14 protein-coding genes and 1 tRNA gene are annotated in these 14,324 nt (G+C 73.3%); 7 read left to right on the top strand and 8 right to left on the bottom strand.

The genetic code is table 11. The annotated features are described in order from the left end of the window. Positions 1 to 416 precede the first annotated feature (416 nt). Positions 417 to 1,373 carry a pseudouridine-5'-phosphate glycosidase gene (locus EDD93_RS21535; RefSeq protein ID WP_123526703.1) on the top strand — a complete coding sequence of 319 codons (957 nt, stop codon included), beginning with the start codon at positions 417 to 419 and terminating at the stop codon, positions 1,371 to 1,373. Continuing rightward, positions 1,370 to 2,275, top strand: a complete 906-nt coding sequence (locus tag EDD93_RS21530; RefSeq protein WP_123526702.1) for a carbohydrate kinase family protein — start codon at positions 1,370 to 1,372, stop codon at positions 2,273 to 2,275. The genes EDD93_RS21535 and EDD93_RS21530 overlap by 4 nt, the downstream gene beginning before the upstream one ends. A gap of 81 nt (positions 2,276 to 2,356) precedes the next feature. Here EDD93_RS21530 and EDD93_RS21525 read toward each other — a convergent pair whose 3' ends face one another. Then, on the bottom strand, positions 2,357 to 3,019 hold the full coding sequence (locus tag EDD93_RS21525) for a uridine kinase (protein ID WP_123526701.1): 663 nt from the start codon (positions 3,017 to 3,019) through the stop codon (positions 2,357 to 2,359). A 10-nt stretch (positions 3,020 to 3,029) separates the two neighbouring features. Beyond that, the gene (locus EDD93_RS21520) at positions 3,030 to 3,716 is read right to left on the bottom strand and encodes a nucleotidyltransferase domain-containing protein (protein ID WP_260255804.1); all 687 of its coding nucleotides are present in this window, start codon (positions 3,714 to 3,716) and stop codon (positions 3,030 to 3,032) included. Between the two features lie 18 nt (positions 3,717 to 3,734). Here EDD93_RS21520 and EDD93_RS21515 point away from each other — a divergent pair, with 18 nt between their 5' ends. Beyond that, positions 3,735 to 4,100, top strand: coding sequence for a nuclear transport factor 2 family protein (locus EDD93_RS21515; RefSeq protein WP_123527906.1), 366 nt, complete (start codon positions 3,735 to 3,737; stop codon positions 4,098 to 4,100). A 56-nt stretch (positions 4,101 to 4,156) separates the two neighbouring features. Here the strand turns inward: EDD93_RS21515 and EDD93_RS21510 are convergent, their stop codons facing one another. Both EDD93_RS21510 and EDD93_RS21505 read right to left on the bottom strand, forming a co-directional pair. After that, on the bottom strand, positions 4,157 to 4,696 hold the full coding sequence (locus EDD93_RS21510; protein ID WP_123526700.1) for a cupin domain-containing protein: 540 nt from the start codon (positions 4,694 to 4,696) through the stop codon (positions 4,157 to 4,159). Between the two features lie 110 nt (positions 4,697 to 4,806). After that, positions 4,807 to 5,484, bottom strand: coding sequence for a helix-turn-helix domain-containing protein (locus EDD93_RS21505; protein ID WP_123526699.1), 678 nt, complete (start codon positions 5,482 to 5,484; stop codon positions 4,807 to 4,809). Positions 5,485 to 5,572: 88 nt separating this feature from the next. Here EDD93_RS21505 and EDD93_RS21500 point away from each other — a divergent pair, with 88 nt between their 5' ends. Continuing rightward, the gene (locus tag EDD93_RS21500) at positions 5,573 to 6,784 is read left to right on the top strand and encodes a pyridoxal phosphate-dependent aminotransferase (RefSeq protein WP_123526698.1); all 1,212 of its coding nucleotides are present in this window, start codon (positions 5,573 to 5,575) and stop codon (positions 6,782 to 6,784) included. A gap of 148 nt (positions 6,785 to 6,932) precedes the next feature. Then, positions 6,933 to 7,526, top strand: a complete 594-nt coding sequence (locus tag EDD93_RS21495; protein WP_123526697.1) for a peptidase — start codon at positions 6,933 to 6,935, stop codon at positions 7,524 to 7,526. Positions 7,527 to 7,863: 337 nt separating this feature from the next. Here the strand turns inward: EDD93_RS21495 and EDD93_RS39660 are convergent. Both EDD93_RS39660 and EDD93_RS21485 read right to left on the bottom strand, forming a co-directional pair. After that, a tRNA-OTHER gene (locus EDD93_RS39660) sits at positions 7,864 to 7,950 on the bottom strand. A 33-nt stretch (positions 7,951 to 7,983) separates the two neighbouring features. Next, complete coding sequence (locus tag EDD93_RS21485) at positions 7,984 to 8,715, bottom strand: hypothetical protein (protein ID WP_123526695.1); 732 nt, start codon at positions 8,713 to 8,715, stop codon at positions 7,984 to 7,986. Between the two features lie 225 nt (positions 8,716 to 8,940). Here EDD93_RS21485 and EDD93_RS21480 point away from each other — a divergent pair, with 225 nt between their 5' ends. Continuing rightward, the gene (locus EDD93_RS21480) at positions 8,941 to 9,498 is read left to right on the top strand and encodes a DUF3574 domain-containing protein (RefSeq protein WP_123526694.1); all 558 of its coding nucleotides are present in this window, start codon (positions 8,941 to 8,943) and stop codon (positions 9,496 to 9,498) included. A gap of 107 nt (positions 9,499 to 9,605) precedes the next feature. After that, on the top strand, positions 9,606 to 9,914 hold the full coding sequence (locus EDD93_RS21475; protein WP_123526693.1) for a hypothetical protein: 309 nt from the start codon (positions 9,606 to 9,608) through the stop codon (positions 9,912 to 9,914). A 39-nt stretch (positions 9,915 to 9,953) separates the two neighbouring features. On the opposite strand, the gene EDD93_RS21470 is transcribed toward EDD93_RS21475, so the two are convergent. Then, positions 9,954 to 11,264: an SWIM zinc finger family protein gene (locus tag EDD93_RS21470; protein WP_123526692.1), complete on the bottom strand. Its 1,311-nt coding sequence runs from the start codon at positions 11,262 to 11,264 to the stop codon at positions 9,954 to 9,956. After that, complete coding sequence (locus tag EDD93_RS21465; protein WP_123526691.1) at positions 11,261 to 14,263, bottom strand: DEAD/DEAH box helicase; 3,003 nt, start codon at positions 14,261 to 14,263, stop codon at positions 11,261 to 11,263. Before EDD93_RS21465 ends, EDD93_RS21470 begins: the two co-directional genes overlap by 4 nt. Between the last annotated feature and the right edge of the window lie 61 nt (positions 14,264 to 14,324).

The raw sequence follows: 14,324 nt of genomic DNA, 5'->3' as shown, positions 1-14,324 counted from the left end.
GGAGGAGCGATAGTTCGGAGCAGGCAGAAGTCCCGGCCCCGGACTGCCGCTCCGCATATGCGTCCGACCCGGCCGCCGCGAGACCGAAGGACCGAAAGCCAAAGGCCGAAAGGCCGAAAGAGGACGGGCAGGGGCCCCGGGACCAGGAACGCATTCGGAACGCCTTCCTCACGGGTATCGGCACCTTCATGCCCGTACGGCGGCAATGACACGGCGAATCGCGGACTTCCACCCTGCCGGCCTTCCGCAATTCCACATCTGCCTCCCGTCGTTCTTCCGTTCTTCCGAGGGCAAATGAATGCGCCGCCGGGGTACGCCTATGCCGCGTCGGTCACCGTCGGGAGGCGTACGACCCCGCACCGGTGGCCGCCGACGGGGACGTTTGAGCCCGCCCCCGCCGCGACAGGGATGTGGACATGTCACAGACTGCGCCGCTCGGCGCCGCTCCCACCCCGTTCGCGCCTCACGCGCCCGTCCTCTCCGCAGAGGTGCGGGCCGCGCTCGCCGCGCAGCGGCCCGTCGTCGCGCTGGAGTCGACGATCATCGCCCACGGTCTGCCCCGCCCCCGCAACCTGCGGGTGGCAGAGGAACTGGAGGGGCTCGTCCGGTCCGGCGGCGCCGTGCCCGCCACCATCGCCGTGCTGGACGGTCGGGCCCGGATCGGCCTGGACAAGGACCAGTTGGAGCGGGTCGCCCAGGACCCGGCGATGCGCAAGTTCGGCCACCGGGACCTCGCCCCGGCCTTGGCGGCGGGGGCGAGCGGGGCGACGACGGTCTCCGCGACGGCGTTCCTGGCCGCACGCGCGGGCCTGCGCGTCTTCGCGACCGGGGGGCTCGGCGGGGTGCACCGGGGCTGGACCGAGACCCAGGACGAGTCGGCGGACCTGCGGCTGCTGGCCGGGACCGGGATCACCGTGGTCTGCGCGGGCGTGAAGTCGATCCTGGACGTGCCGGCCACGCTCCAGCGGCTGGAGACGCTCGGCGTCGGGGTGCTCGGATACGGCACCGACCGCTTCCCCGGGTTCTATCTGAGCAGTTCGGGCGAACCGGTCGACTGGACCGTGAACTCCCCGGAGGAGGTCGCCGAGGTGATGGCCGCCCAGGACGCGCTCGGTGGCCCGGACACCGCGCTGATCGTCGCCAACCCCGTACCGCAGGAGGAGCAGTTGGAGCCCGCCCTGCACGACCGGGTGCTGGCCGAGGCGCTGGACTCGTGCCGGGAGCGCGGCATCGTGGGACAGGCCGTCACGCCGTATCTGCTCGACCAGCTGACGCGGCGGACCGGGGGCGCCTCGCTGGAGGCCAACCTGGCGGCGGTCCGCGGCAACGTGGCGCTCGCCGCCCGGATCGCCGCGGTCCGGGCCGCCAGGTGACCGGTGGCCTCCTCGTCGTCGGGGACGTGGTCACCGACGTGGTGGCCCGGCACGCAACGGCGCTGGTCCACGGCACGGACACGAAAGCCGGCATCCGGACACTGCCCGGCGGGGCCGGGGCCAACGTGGCCTGCTGGGCGGTACGTTCCGGCATCCCGGAGGTTCGGCTGCTGGCCCGGGTCGGCGCCGACTCCGCGGCCTGGCACCGGGACCGGCTGCGGCGGGCGGGCGTACGCGCACTGCTGGCCGTGGACGACGGGGCGCCGACCGCGACGGTCGTCGCCCTGGTCGACCCCGCCGCCGAACGCACCTTCCTCACGGACAGCGGCGCGGCCCTGCGCCTGGCGCCCGGGGACTGGTCGCCGTCGATGCTCGACGGGATCGGCCGCCTCCACCTCTCCGGCTACCTGCTCTTCGCCGCCGGCAGCCGCGCGACGGCCCTGCTCGCGCTGCGGGAGGCCGGGCGGCGGAGGATCCCGGTGAGCGTCGACCCGGCCTCGGCCGGCTTCCTGGCCGAACTGGGCGCCGACCGGTTCCTGGACCTGGTCGGGGGCGTCGACCTGCTGCTCCCCAACGCGGACGAGGCCCGGCTGCTCACCGGCCTCCCCGGACCGGCCGAGGCTGCCGCCGAGCTGAGCCTGCTGGTCCGCCAGGTCGTCGTCACACTGGGCCGGGACGGCGCGCTGCTCGCCACCGGGGGCGTGGTGACCGGCCGGGTGCCGGGCCGGGCCGTGCGGGACCCGGTGGACTCCACGGGGGCGGGCGACGCCTTCACCGGCGGCTTCCTCGCGGCGCTGCTGGCGGGCGACGACGCCGTGACGGCCGCCGCGGCGGGCTGCCTCTCGGGAGCGCGAGCCGTCATGGCCGTGGGCGGGCGGCCACCCCTGCCCGGAGACGGATAGCGGCTGCGCGCCGGGCGGCCCTGCCCCTTGGGCCTGTCTTCCACCTGCCGTCGTCCGGCGGACGGCAGTTGAAGACAGGCCTTACGCTCCGGGCGCGTCGGCGTTCCCCCGCAGTCCCGTCCAGGCCGGGTGGCGCGGGTCGTCGGCCCGGACGACCACGTCCGCGCTCTCGGCGGGCGCCACCTCGTCCTCGTACCGGGCGAAGGCGGGCAGGGTCCACTGCTCGGCCTCCTCGGTGCGCCGCCGCAGCGCGCCCGGTGACAGCCGCAGGTGGACGCTCAGGTCGAACGGGAACCAGTGCCCGAGCAGCAGCGGCCCGTGCACCACCAGCACCCCGCCCGCCGGCAGGAGCCGGTACGGGCTCCGGGTGGCCCGGTCCGTCGCCTGGTCCCAGAGGTCGGGCAGCACCCGCCCGTTGCCGCCCGCCTCCAGCGGCCCGAACACCTCACGCCACAGCGCCCCGGTGTCGAACCAGCTGCCGTAGTACGAGTCGGGGTCCCTCTTGCCGTACTCGTAGCGCAAGCTGGCCGGCCGCAGGAACCCCGCCGTGGAGAGGGGGAGCACGGCCCGGCCGCGCAGCCGCAGCGCCTGGGCGAGCGATTCGGCCAGGTCACCGGTCCGGGCGGCCGGGGCCCCGTCGACGGCGACCTTGAGCCAGGGCCCGCCGTCGGACGGCTCCAGCGCGTCGGTGTGCGCGGCCAGGGCGTTGGCCAGCCGCTCCCAGGTGATCGCTTCGAATCGCACGCCTCCATCATCACCCCCGTGGGCCGAGCTCCGGCCGGTGGTCCGCCGCCAGCCGTACGACGCGTCCGGCGAGCGGGCCCCGGGCCGGTTCGAGCGCGGCGGCTGCCTCCGCGAGGCGGGTGATGTCGGCGAACCAGTCGCCGGAGAGCGTGTCCGCCGCCCCGATACGGGCGAAGCCGCGCTCCAGCAGGCCCCGGGCGGTCTCCGGCCGGCCGCGCAGCAGCGCCTTCACCGCGGCGACGGCGTTGGCCAGCGCACTGGCGGGCCTGGACCAGTTGTCACTGCGTGCCGCCGGGTTGTCCTGGTCGTAGCCGGGCAGCCCGGCGAAGGACTCCGCGACGATCTCCAGGTCCAGCCGCCAGAAGAGGGGCAGCCCGTCGAAGTCGACGAAGAGCAGCCGTCTGCCCCGGGAGTTGCCCAGCTCGGGGTCGATCCGCAGGGAGGCGACGTCACGCACCGTGCCGAGCAGCCCGGGAACGGCGGCCGCACAGTCCGCGAACCGGCCGTCGGGCACGATCCACAGGAGGTCGATATCGCTGTACGCGTCGGCGCTCCCGCGCGCGAGCGATCCCCTCGGTTCCGCCCGCGACCCGGCGCAGTGGGCGCGCAGCGCGCGCAGAAGCTGCCGCGCCAGCGCGGCCCGGCGCGCCGGATCGAGCTCCTCTTCACCCACCGCCCCGCCACCCTCAGCCGTCACCCTCGTACGCTCCTCCCCATGGACCTCGAATTCGCCCGCGCCTTCGCCTCGCGGTGGCAGGACGACTGGAACTCCCACGATCTGGAACGCATCCTGACGCACTATCACGACGACGTGACGTTCAGCTCGCCCATGATCGCCCGGTTCACCGGCGACCCCTCCGGCACCGTGCGCGGCAAGGACCGGCTGCGGGCCTACTGGGCGCGCGGGCTTGAGCTCATCCCCGACTTGGCGTTCGAGGTGATGGACGTCCGGGTGAGCGTCGACACCCTGGTGATCGACTACCGCAACCAGATCGGCGGACGGGTGTACGAGGTGCTGACGTTCCGGGACGGGCTGGTGATCGGCGGCCTCGGCGCCTACGGCGAGACGCTCGCCCGCTGACGGCAGGGGAACGACAGCGGGCGACGGGAAGAACGGGGGCGGCCTTCAGCGCCGCCTCAGTGCTTGCCACCGGCCTTGCCGCCGGTTCTGCCACCGGCCTCACCGTCGGTCTTGCCACTGGTCTTGCCGTCGCAGTCCACCGCGTCGGCGTCGTCGGAGAGTGCGCTGCCCTCGGGCAGCAGGTAGGTCACCCAGAGGACGACGGGCTCGGTCCCCAGATTGCGCCCGATGTGGCGGTGCTTCGTCCCGGACGGCTCGATGAAGGACGTTCCGGCGGGCGTCACCTCGACCGAGCAGTCGTCCAGGGTGCGGGTCAGCGTCCCCTGCTGGACGACCGCGATCAGCTGGCCGCGATGGGTGTGCCAGCCGGTGGAGCCGCCGGGCTCGACGGTGATCTTCCGGAAGGTGACGTCGGTACGGCCCTTCGGCGTCTTCACCTTCAGCTTGCCCGGTGACGTGCCCTCCGCCACGACGGTGCCGCTCACCCCGCTGCCGGGCGTGGCGACGGCCGCAGACGGCACGAAGCAGAGCGCTGCCACGCAGCCCCCGATGACAAGCGCCTTGCCCAGCCGCCCCTGGTGTCTGCCAAGTCTCATGGGCAACTCCTCTGCGTCAGTGCCCCGGGCATCAGTGCTGCCCCTGGCATCCCAAATGCCCCGACGCTACCCAGGAGCCGGCCGGGCGAACCGTCCCGCGCCCGCCGCCGTCATTCGCCCCGCAGCTCGGCGGCCAGCGGCCCCTCGCCGGACACCTCGATCCGCCCGTCCCTGACCGCATCGGTGAAGGTCGCCTCGCCGCGCCCGAGCGCGAGGCAGAGCTCGGCGTCGAGCGCGATGCGCGCATCGGCCCGCTCGGCCGGGCCGTCCCCGTAGACCGCGCTGCCGGGCGCCCGCGTCCCCGTGCGGACGTGGAACTCGCCCTCGTCCAGGTGCACATCCAGCACTCCGTCACCGGCCGGCCCGCCGGGACCGTCCAGCGCCCGCAGCAGCGGCAGCGCGAACCAGTGCGCCCGGACCGCGTCCGTGGGCCGCCGCTCCGCGAGGGCGGGAGCTCCCCATTCGGCCAGTGCGGCGAGCACGGGCAGCAGTCCGTGGCCGCGTTCGGTGAGCTCGTACACCGAGGCGGCGGCAGGCGGCGGCAGCCGGCGCCGGGTGGCGAGCCCGCCCTGCTCCATGTCCTTGAGCCGGGAGGCGAGGACATCCGTGCTCACGCCCGGCAGGTCCGCGTGCAGATCGGTGTACCGGCGCGGACCGGCCAGCAGTTCACGGACGATCAGCAGGGTCCACCGGTCACCGACCGCGTCCAGCGCGCGGGCGCCGGCGCAGAACTGGTCGTAACTCCGGCGGCGGGCCGGGCGGGTCTCGGGCTGTTGCTGACGTGGCATGCGACGCAGTCTAGACATGTTGTTGGACTTTCCAAGCTCAAGCTTGGTAAAACCAAGTACCGCAATCGGATCGGGGAGGCAGCACCGCATGGAATTCCGCCAGTCCAGCAAGCTCAACGAGGTCTGTTACGAGATCCGGGGCCCGGTCATCGAGCACGCCAACGCCCTGGAGGAGGCGGGCCACAGCGTGCTCCGCCTCAACACGGGCAACCCGGCACAGTTCGGTTTCGAGGCGCCCGAGGAGATCGTCCAGGACATGATCCGGATGCTCCCGCAGGCCCACGGCTACACCGATTCGCGCGGCATCCTGTCCGCCCGCCGGGCCGTGGCGCAGCGCTACCAGGCGATGGGGCTCACCGGTGTCGGCGTGGACGACATCTTCCTCGGCAACGGGGTGTCCGAGCTGATCTCGATGGCCGTGCAGGGGCTGTTGGAGGACGGTGACGAGGTGCTGATCCCGTCCCCGGACTACCCCCTGTGGACGGCGGTGACGACGCTGGCCGGCGGCAAGGCCGTGCACTACATGTGCGACGAAGCCTCGGACTGGAACCCCGACCTGGCCGACATGGCATCGAAGATCACCGACCGGACCAGGGCCGTCGTGATCATCAACCCGAACAACCCCACCGGCGCCGTCTACCCGCGCGAGGTCCTCGAAGCCATCCTCGATCTGGCCCGCAGGCACGGCCTGATGGTGTTCGCGGACGAGATCTACGACCAGATCCTCTACGACGACGCCGAGCACCACAGCGTGGCGGTCCTCGCCCCCGACCTGGTCTGCCTCACCTTCAGCGGCCTCTCCAAGACGTACCGCGTGGCCGGCTTCCGCTCGGGCTGGATGGTGGTCTCCGGACCGAAGCAGCACGCGCGCAGCTATCTGGAGGGGCTGACCATGCTCGCCTCCATGCGGCTGTGCCCCAACGCCCCGGCGCAGTACGCCATCCAGGCCGCGCTCGGCGGCCGGCAGTCGATCCGGGAGCTGGTGGTGCCCGGGGGCAGGCTGTACGAGCAGCGCAACCGCGCCTGGGAGAAGCTGAACGAGATCCCCGGCGTGTCGTGCGTGAAGCCCAGGGGCGCGCTGTACGCCTTCCCGCGCATCGACCCGAAGGTGCACCCGCTCGTCGACGACGAGAAGTTCGTGCTGGACCTGCTGCTGCGGGAGAAGATCCAGGTCGTGCAGGGCACCGGCTTCAACTGGCCGCGGCCCGACCACTTCCGCATCCTCACCCTCCCGTACGCTGACGATCTTGACGCGGCGATCAGCCGGATCGGCCGCTTCCTGACCGGGTACCGGCAGTGACCTGGCGCCCGGGGACGAACGGATACCGATCGTGAGCCGCTCCACCCGCGCCACCTCTCCCACTCCTCCCGCCTCTACTGTTCCTCCCGCCTCTTCTGTCTCTGCTGTCTCTGCTGTCTCTTCCGCCTGTCCCAGCTGCCGGGTCCCCGTGCACACCCAGTTCGCCTCGTTCGACCTGGTCGGGCCGATCGTCGAGGGCGGGCTCGACCCGGCCACCGACCCCGCGTGGGCCGAGACCGGCGCGAAGTCGCCCGCGGAGTACGCGCGCTGGGCGGGGCATCTGTGCGGGATGACCTGTCTGCGCATGGCCCTCGGCGCCGGGGCCCCGCCGCTGTTCGCCCTGCGCGACGGAGCGCTCGGGTACGGCGCGTACACCGAGGACCCGGACGACGGCGCGATCCGGGGCCTGGTCTACGCCCCCTTCGCCGACTACGTACGCGAGAGCCACGGCCTCGACGCCACCGTCCACCGGCACCTCGCCCCGGAGGAGATCCCGGACCTGCTCGACGAGGGGCGGTCCGTCATGGCGTCGGTGCACTACGCGATCCGTCATCCGGACCGGCCCGCGCCGGGACGGGGCGGGCACCTGGTGCTTCTGACCTCACGCACGGCCGACGGCGCGGGCGTGCACTTCCACAACCCGTCGGGCATCACGGCCTCGACCAGGACCGCAGAGCTTCCGCTGGCCGAGTTCGCCCGCTTCTTCGCCGGGCGCGGGGTCTCGCTGTCCGCGCGGGTCTGACGCACCGGCCCCCGAACAGGAGCGGGCCCGGGGGCGTAGCCGACCCCCGAGCCCTGTGATGCCACCTGTACTGCACGCCGACACGTTTAAGGTCCCGTATCAGTTTTATGTCATCGCGTCCTGCCTTTAGACGACCGCGGACCGAAGCTCCACGGGCCGGAGTCGAACCGGCATCTCGACGCACACGGGCACGGGCCCGGTCGATTCGGCGATAGGCGGCGCATGCTGAGTCTGGAGCAAGAGTCTGAGATTGATCGCGGTCTGCCTCTGCCGGGTTGGGCCACCCCGGCCCGCATCCGTGCCCCGCACCCGCAAGCCAGGTACGAAGGGACGGAAGTGCCGGGGGGAGGACTCGAACCTCCACCGTAACCGCGTCGTCACGACAAACTTCAGTTTCAGCTTTGCGCTCCTCGCGCACCCCAGCGGCTTCGACCGCCGCCGGGGATTCCTTGGCCGGTCACCCGAAGAGGTAACCGAATACCGCATCACCCACCCGCTGGTCCGTGACGTCCACGCCGTTGGCCTCCTCGCGGGCGAACTTGACGGCCTGCTGGAGCTTCTCGACCCGGTCGGACAGCTCGTTGATCCGGCGCGCGGGCAGCGCCCCGGAGAACTTCACCGTCGTCCAGTAGCCGACCGGAACGTCCTCGTAGTACACCTCGACCTGCGCCGGGTGCTTCTCGGTGGCCTCCGCCTTCACGTGGTTGCGGGGCACCTTCTTGGTCCGCAGGGTCCGCACCGGCTCGGTCTTCCAGGAGTCGGTGGACGGGTCCTGGGCCCAGGCCTCCGAGGCCTCCAGCACCGGCAGCTTGCGGATGAACGTGGTGATGTCGGTGAGCTGCTTCTCCAGGAAGAGCAGGTACGACACCGGCGCACCCGCCACCAGCACCCGGCCGTCGACCGAGATGTCGGCGCGGGCTTCGCAGTTCGCCCAGTCCTTGGTGGCGGTCACGTCGAACAGCCGGGTGAGCGTGCGCGCCGTCTCGCGCAGTACGTCCTCGGCCTTGATCTGCACCGGCGTCGACTCGGGCGGCAGCTGCTCGCCCTCCTCGTCCTTCGGCTGGTACGTCCGGGAGATCCCGGCCAGCAAGCCGGCCTTCTGGAGGCCGTGATGCGCCGCCGTCAGGTCCTGGTGAGCCTTGGACTTGACGCCCTTCTCCACTGCGATGATCTGATTGAGTTTCGCCACACCAGGAAGCTAGCAACATCAACACAGCCTGCACCAGCGCTTTTTGCCCGCCCAGCGGGCGCCGGAAGCGCCGGGTGCGCCGTCCGGTGCGCCCGTGCGCGGCGGTCCGTTCGGGTGGATTCCCGGCGGCGTACCTGTTCCGGGGCCCCGCGGCGGGGGCCGGTTGCCAGAGTGAGGACCGCGCGTCCGCGCCCCCTCCCCCGCACCTGGAACGAAGGGTCCCCCATGCCTTTCCCCGAGCCCCGTCTCTCCGGCTCCTCCCGCCGCTCCCCTGATTCCCTCGGCTCCCCTGATTCCCCGGACGTCCGCCTGCGCCCGCGACGGCGTGCCACGCTCGCCGCTGCGGGCGCCGGACTCGCCCTCCTGGCCGTGGGCACACCCGTCGCGTACGCCACGCTGGGCACCGGCGCCTCACCCGAACCGCGGCCCGCGACTTCGACCGCTTCGCGGGGCAAGGCCTATATCGAGACCCGGCTGTTCTTCGGCACCGAACGGCCCGACGGAGGCGCCGATGTGAGCGACCGCCAGTTCCTTGCCTTCATCGACAGGGAGGTCACCCCGCGGTTCCCGGACGGGCTGACCATCCAGGACGGGCGGGGCCAGTGGCGGGACTCCAACGGGGTGATCGAACGGGAGCGGAGTTACGAACTGACCCTGCTCTACCCGTCGTCCGAGGCGCGGCAGCGCGATCCGCAGATCGAGCGGATCCGTGACGCCTACGAGAAGGCGTACGCGCAGGACTCGGTGGCGCGGCTGGAGGAGCGCACGACCGCCGACTTCTGAGCCCGCGCCCCGGCCGCCTCCCGCTCCGCACCGTCCCCGGACGTTCGGGTACTGTGCCGCCGCCGGGTGCCGGAGCACCGGACAACGATCAGCAGGGGGCAGGCCGCATGGGCGCCGCGATACGTCATTTCACCGCCACGACCGAGCAGGGACAGGTCTTCACGGTCAACATCGAGCGGGACTTCCGCTACGACCCGTACCGCGACTTCCTGGTCTGCGCCCACTGCGACTGGCGTCCCTCGCTCCTGACCATGGAACGGATCGTCGACATGGCCGGGGAGCACCTGGCCACCACGCACGCGGCGACCCGGGGGCTGGCGCAGCAGGAGGACGAGTCGTTCCGCAAGGCGCGGCTGATCGTGCTGCCGGTCGTCGCCGTCCTGCTGATCGGTCTGCTGTTCCTCCTGAAGGGCTGATGCTCCTCCTCGGGAGCCTCTCCTCGCGAGGAGGAGCGGTCAGCCGCCGCTGAGCTCCAGGAGTGCGCCCACCGGGTCGGTGTCCGGTGCGGCGCGCGGCCACCACTCGTCCTGGCCCGGGTCGGACTCGTAGCCGTACCAGCGGCCGTCGTGGCCGAAGCGGAGCTGGAGCGTGCCACCGGGGTGGGTGAGGTGGTTGCGCCAGGGCTGGAAGCGGGGGAAGCCGGCGGCGGCGAGCGCCGGGCGGGCCCGGTCGAACGGGCCCGCCGGAGGGTCCCACTGCGTCTCCAGGACGTCCAGCCCCTCGGCCCCGCCCTGGCGCCAGGCGGCGACCGCGCGGGCCAGGTCGGTGATGTTGCGGCCGGTGGCGGAGGCCAGTTCGCGGTAGAGGGCACGGGTGGTGGCGGTCAGCCCGGCGGTGGGGCGGGCGGCGGCCAGCCGGACGGCGTCCTGCCAGGGCGTGAGCCCGGCGAGCGGGTCGCGGCCGGTGGTGAGCAGCGCGTGGGCGCGGGCGGCGGCGTCCGTGGCGAGCTGGTCGAGCGCGAGCGGGTCGCGGCTGCCGGGCAGGCTCGGGTACGAGGGCGGCTGCCCCGGGTGCGGCGCCACCGGGAACGGGGCGGGCAGCGGCGGCAGGAAACGCTCCGCCAGGGCGTCACGTGCCGGTACGGAGGGGGTGGCGGGGGCCTCGGGCCGCTCCCGTGCGGAGTGCGCGGCGTTGCGGTGGCCCAGGTCCTCCAGGAGTTCGCGCTCGCCCCGGCCGCGCAGCAGCAGGAGGACGAACGGGTCGGCGTCCAGGAGGCGGGCCATCTGGTAGCAGAGCGCCGAGACGTGCTTGCAGGGCCAGCCGTGGTCGGGGCAGGAGCAGGTGGGGTCCAGGTCGTTCGCGCCGGGGAGCAGGGTGACGCCGGAGGCGGCCGCCGTGTCGGCCAGGGAGTGCGGCATCTCCTTGGTGAGCAGTGCGGTCAGGTGGTCCGGGCGGGCGGCGACCGCGCCGAGGAAGGTCTCCCAGTCGGCGTCGGTGAAGGGGCGCAGGCGCAGTTCGGCACGGTAGGGCCGGGGCCGGCTGCCGTGTACGTAGGCGACGACGCGGCCGGGGGTGACGGTGACCGCGGCGACGTGCCCGCCGTCCGCGTACGCGCGGCCCCGGGCGAGCCTCGCCGCGTCCATCGAGAGGGCTTCGAGGGCCGCCACCCAGGCCCGGCCCCACCAGCTGTCCGCGAACGGCTCGTCGTCGCCGGACGTCCGCGCGGGTACCGCCTCGAAGGTCCGGCGCAGGTCGTCGGGGCCGGGCCTGGACCGGGTGACGGGCCGCGCGTCCTGGCGGGCGGCGGGCTGGGGGCGGGGGCTCATGACGGCCTCCGCAGGGAGACGAGATCGGCCAGGTCGCGGTCGCTGAGCTCGGTCAGCGCGGTCTCTCCGGTGCCGAGCACGGCATCGGCCAGGGCGCGCTTGGCGAGCAGCATCTCGCCGATCCGGTCCTCGACCGTGCCCTCGGCGATGAGCCGGTGCACCTGGACCGGCTGGGTCTGGCCGATGCGGTAGGCGCGGTCCGTGGCCTGTTCCTCGACGGCCGGGTTCCACCAGCGGTCGTAGTGGATGACGTGGGCGGCCCTGGTGAGGTTCAGCCCGGTGCCGGCCGCCTTCAGCGAGAGCAGGAACACCGGCACCTCGCCGGACTGGAAGCGGTCCACCATCCGCTCCCGTTCGGCCACCGGCGTGCCGCCGTGCAGGAGTTGGGAGGGGATCGCCCTCGAGGTGAGGTGTGCGGAGAGCAGCCTGGCCATCGTCACGTACTGGGTGAAGACGAGGACGGAGCCGTCCTCCGCGAGGATCGTGTCGAGGAGCTCGTCGAGCAGGGCGAGCTTCCCGGAGCGGCCGGTGAGCCGGGTCGGCTCCTCCTTCAGGTACTGCGCCGGGTGGTTGCAGATCTGCTTGAGCGAGGCCAGCAGCTTCATGATGAGGCCGCGCCGGGCGATGCCCTCCGACGCCTCGATGTACGCCATGGTCTCGCGCACCGTGGCCTCGTAGAGCGTGGCCTGTTCGCGGGTGAGGAAGACGGGGTGGTCGGTCTCCGTCTTGGGCGGCAGCTCGGGTGCGATGCCCGGGTCCGACTTCTTGCGGCGCAGCAGGAACGGGCGGACCAGCCTGGAGAGCCGTTCGACCGCCTCGTCGTTGCCGATCCCGGCTGCCGTGCCGGTGTTCTCCACGATCCGGGCGTGCCGGGCGCGGAACGCCTTGAGGGGGCCGAGCAGTCCGGGCGTCGTCCAGTCGAGCAGGGCCCAGAGCTCGGAGAGGTTGTTCTCGACGGGGGTGCCGGTCAGGGCGACCCGGGCCGGGGACGGGATGGTGCGCAGCGCCTTCGCCGTCGAGGAGTGCGGGTTCTTCACGTGCTGCGCCTCGTCGGCGACGACCAGTCCCCAGCTGTGCGCGGCCAGTTCGGCGGCGCTGGAGCGCATCGTGCCGTACGTGGTGAGGACGAAGCCGCCGTCGGGCTCGTCGAGGGTGCGGTCGGTGCCGTGGAACCGGCGCACGGGGACGCCGGGGGCGAAGCGGTTGATCTCCCGGTGCCAGTTGCCCAGCAGTGAGGCGGGGCAGATGACCAGGGTGGGCGCGGGGTGGGCGCGGTGCAGGTGCAGGGCGATGAGGGTGATCGTCTTACCGAGGCCCATGTCGTCGGCCAGGCAGCCGCCGAGGCCCAGCGCGGTCATCCGGTCCAGCCAGGCGAGCCCGCGCAGCTGGTAGTCGCGGAGCGTCGCGTCGAGGCCGGGCGGCGGTGCGATCGTGGTGTCGTCGTCGAGGATGCGGCTGCGGAGCGCGGCCAGTGCCCCGACCGGCACGGCGTCGACCTGCTCGCCGGCCACCTCGGCGCTGCCGCTCAGGGCGACGGCGAGGGCGTCCACCGGATCGAGCAGGCCGAGCTCCCGCTTGCGCGCCTTGCGCACCAGCGCGGGGTCGACGACGACCCATTGGTCGCGGAGCCGCACGACGGGCCGGTGGGCCTCGGCCAGCACGTCCATCTCGGCCTCGGTGAGCTGCTGGTCGCCCAGCGAGAGCTGCCAGTTGAAGGCGAAGAGCTGTTCGGCGTCGAAGAACGCCGTGCCGTCGGTGGCGGTGCCGGGCGCGGGCCGCACCACGGCGGCCGCGGTCAGCGAACGGGCCAGTTCCCGGGGCCAGTGGACGCTCACCCCGGCGGCCGCGAGCCGGGCCCCGGCGTCGCTCAGCAGCTCGTACAACTCGTCCTCGCTGAGGGCGAGTACGTCGGGGACGGGCTGGTCCAGCAGCCGTTCCAGCGGGGCCCAGACCCGGGCGGCGCGGCGCAGCGCGAGCACGGCGTCGATCCGGGCGCGCGGTCCGAAGGGCTCGCCCGCCCGGCCGTCCCACAGGGCGGCGGCGTCGACGACGTAGGTCGGGTCCGCGAGGCTGTGCACCTGGGTGACGGCTGCGGCGGCATGGCGGGAGTCCGGGGATCCGCCGGAACTGCCCGGCACCACATCGCTGCCGTAGGTGTCGTCGTTGCCGCAGGTGTCCGTCACGCCGTCGGTGTCGCCCGGGTCCGCGGCGCCCGGGGAGCCCGTCGTGTCGAAGAGTTCGTACGCGGAGAGGTCCAGGCGCAGCGACACCCGTACGCCCGCGTCGAGTCCGGCCGCGACCGCCACCGCCCACTCACGGGCGCCGGGCAGGTGCTGGGCCGCTCCGGCGGCGAAGGGCGCCCCCATGGCGAAGGCCGCAGCGGGGGTGCGGGGCAGGGTGTCGGCCACCGCGTCGAGGAACGAGGCGATGAGCGGTTCGGGCTCGGGGAGCTGGAGGGGCGTGCGGTCGGGGAAGGGCACCGCGTATCCCTCGGGCGGCATGGCCGCGGCGACCGCGCGCAGATGTGCGACGTCCTCGGCGGCGCGGGGGCCGGCCCGCCAGGCGTCGTGGTCGTCGGGCGTCAGCCCGGGGAGCATCCGGCCACCGGCCACCAGGTGGAGCGCGTGCAGCGCGGCGGCGCCCCAGCAGCGGGTGGCGGGGTGGGCGGACTGCTGGTGCCGGGCACGGGCCAGCAGGGGCACGGCGTCGGCCAGGGGCAGTACGAGGGCCGGCACGGTGTGGCGGCGGACGTCACCCTGATCGCCGTGCCGCCGGACGACCGTGATCTCGCCGACGCGGTCGTCGTCCGGGCCGGGAGCGGGTCCGCCGCCGCTCGTCCCACCGGGCGCGGCCGGCAGGTCGGGGCCGGGGAGCGGGGCCCCCTCCGGGTCCCAGAACGCGACGCGGCCCTCCCTCGGCAGCGACGCGGGAAGGAAGACCGCCGCGCAGCGCAACAGCCGGCCGACGGCCGCGTCCTGCGGCGGTGATGCGATGGCCACCGGCCCCTCCCCTCACGTCCAAGGCCCTGGTCAAGGGCTTCGAGTCCCGGTCCCCGGCGCC

It is taken from the genome of Streptomyces sp. 840.1 (assembly GCF_003751445.1).
In the GTDB taxonomy this organism is placed as follows: Bacteria; Actinomycetota; Actinomycetes; order Streptomycetales; family Streptomycetaceae; genus Streptomyces.
This window is presented reverse-complemented; position numbering and strand designations above follow the sequence as displayed.

Excerpts from the sequence above, each read along its gene's own strand:
- EDD93_RS21535 (WP_123526703.1), top strand. The coding sequence starts at position 417 with ATGTCACAGACTGCGCCGCTCGGCGCCGCTCCCACCCCGTTCGCGCCT.
- EDD93_RS21515 (WP_123527906.1), top strand. The coding sequence starts at position 3,735 with ATGGACCTCGAATTCGCCCGCGCCTTCGCCTCGCGGTGGCAGGACGAC.
- EDD93_RS21510 (WP_123526700.1), bottom strand. The coding sequence starts at position 4,696 with ATGAGACTTGGCAGACACCAGGGGCGGCTGGGCAAGGCGCTTGTCATC.
- EDD93_RS21505 (WP_123526699.1), bottom strand. The coding sequence starts at position 5,484 with ATGCCACGTCAGCAACAGCCCGAGACCCGCCCGGCCCGCCGCCGGAGT.
- EDD93_RS21500 (WP_123526698.1), top strand. The coding sequence starts at position 5,573 with ATGGAATTCCGCCAGTCCAGCAAGCTCAACGAGGTCTGTTACGAGATC.
- EDD93_RS21480 (WP_123526694.1), top strand. The coding sequence starts at position 8,941 with ATGCCTTTCCCCGAGCCCCGTCTCTCCGGCTCCTCCCGCCGCTCCCCT.
- EDD93_RS21475 (WP_123526693.1), top strand. The coding sequence starts at position 9,606 with ATGGGCGCCGCGATACGTCATTTCACCGCCACGACCGAGCAGGGACAG.
- EDD93_RS21470 (WP_123526692.1), bottom strand. The coding sequence starts at position 11,264 with ATGAGCCCCCGCCCCCAGCCCGCCGCCCGCCAGGACGCGCGGCCCGTC.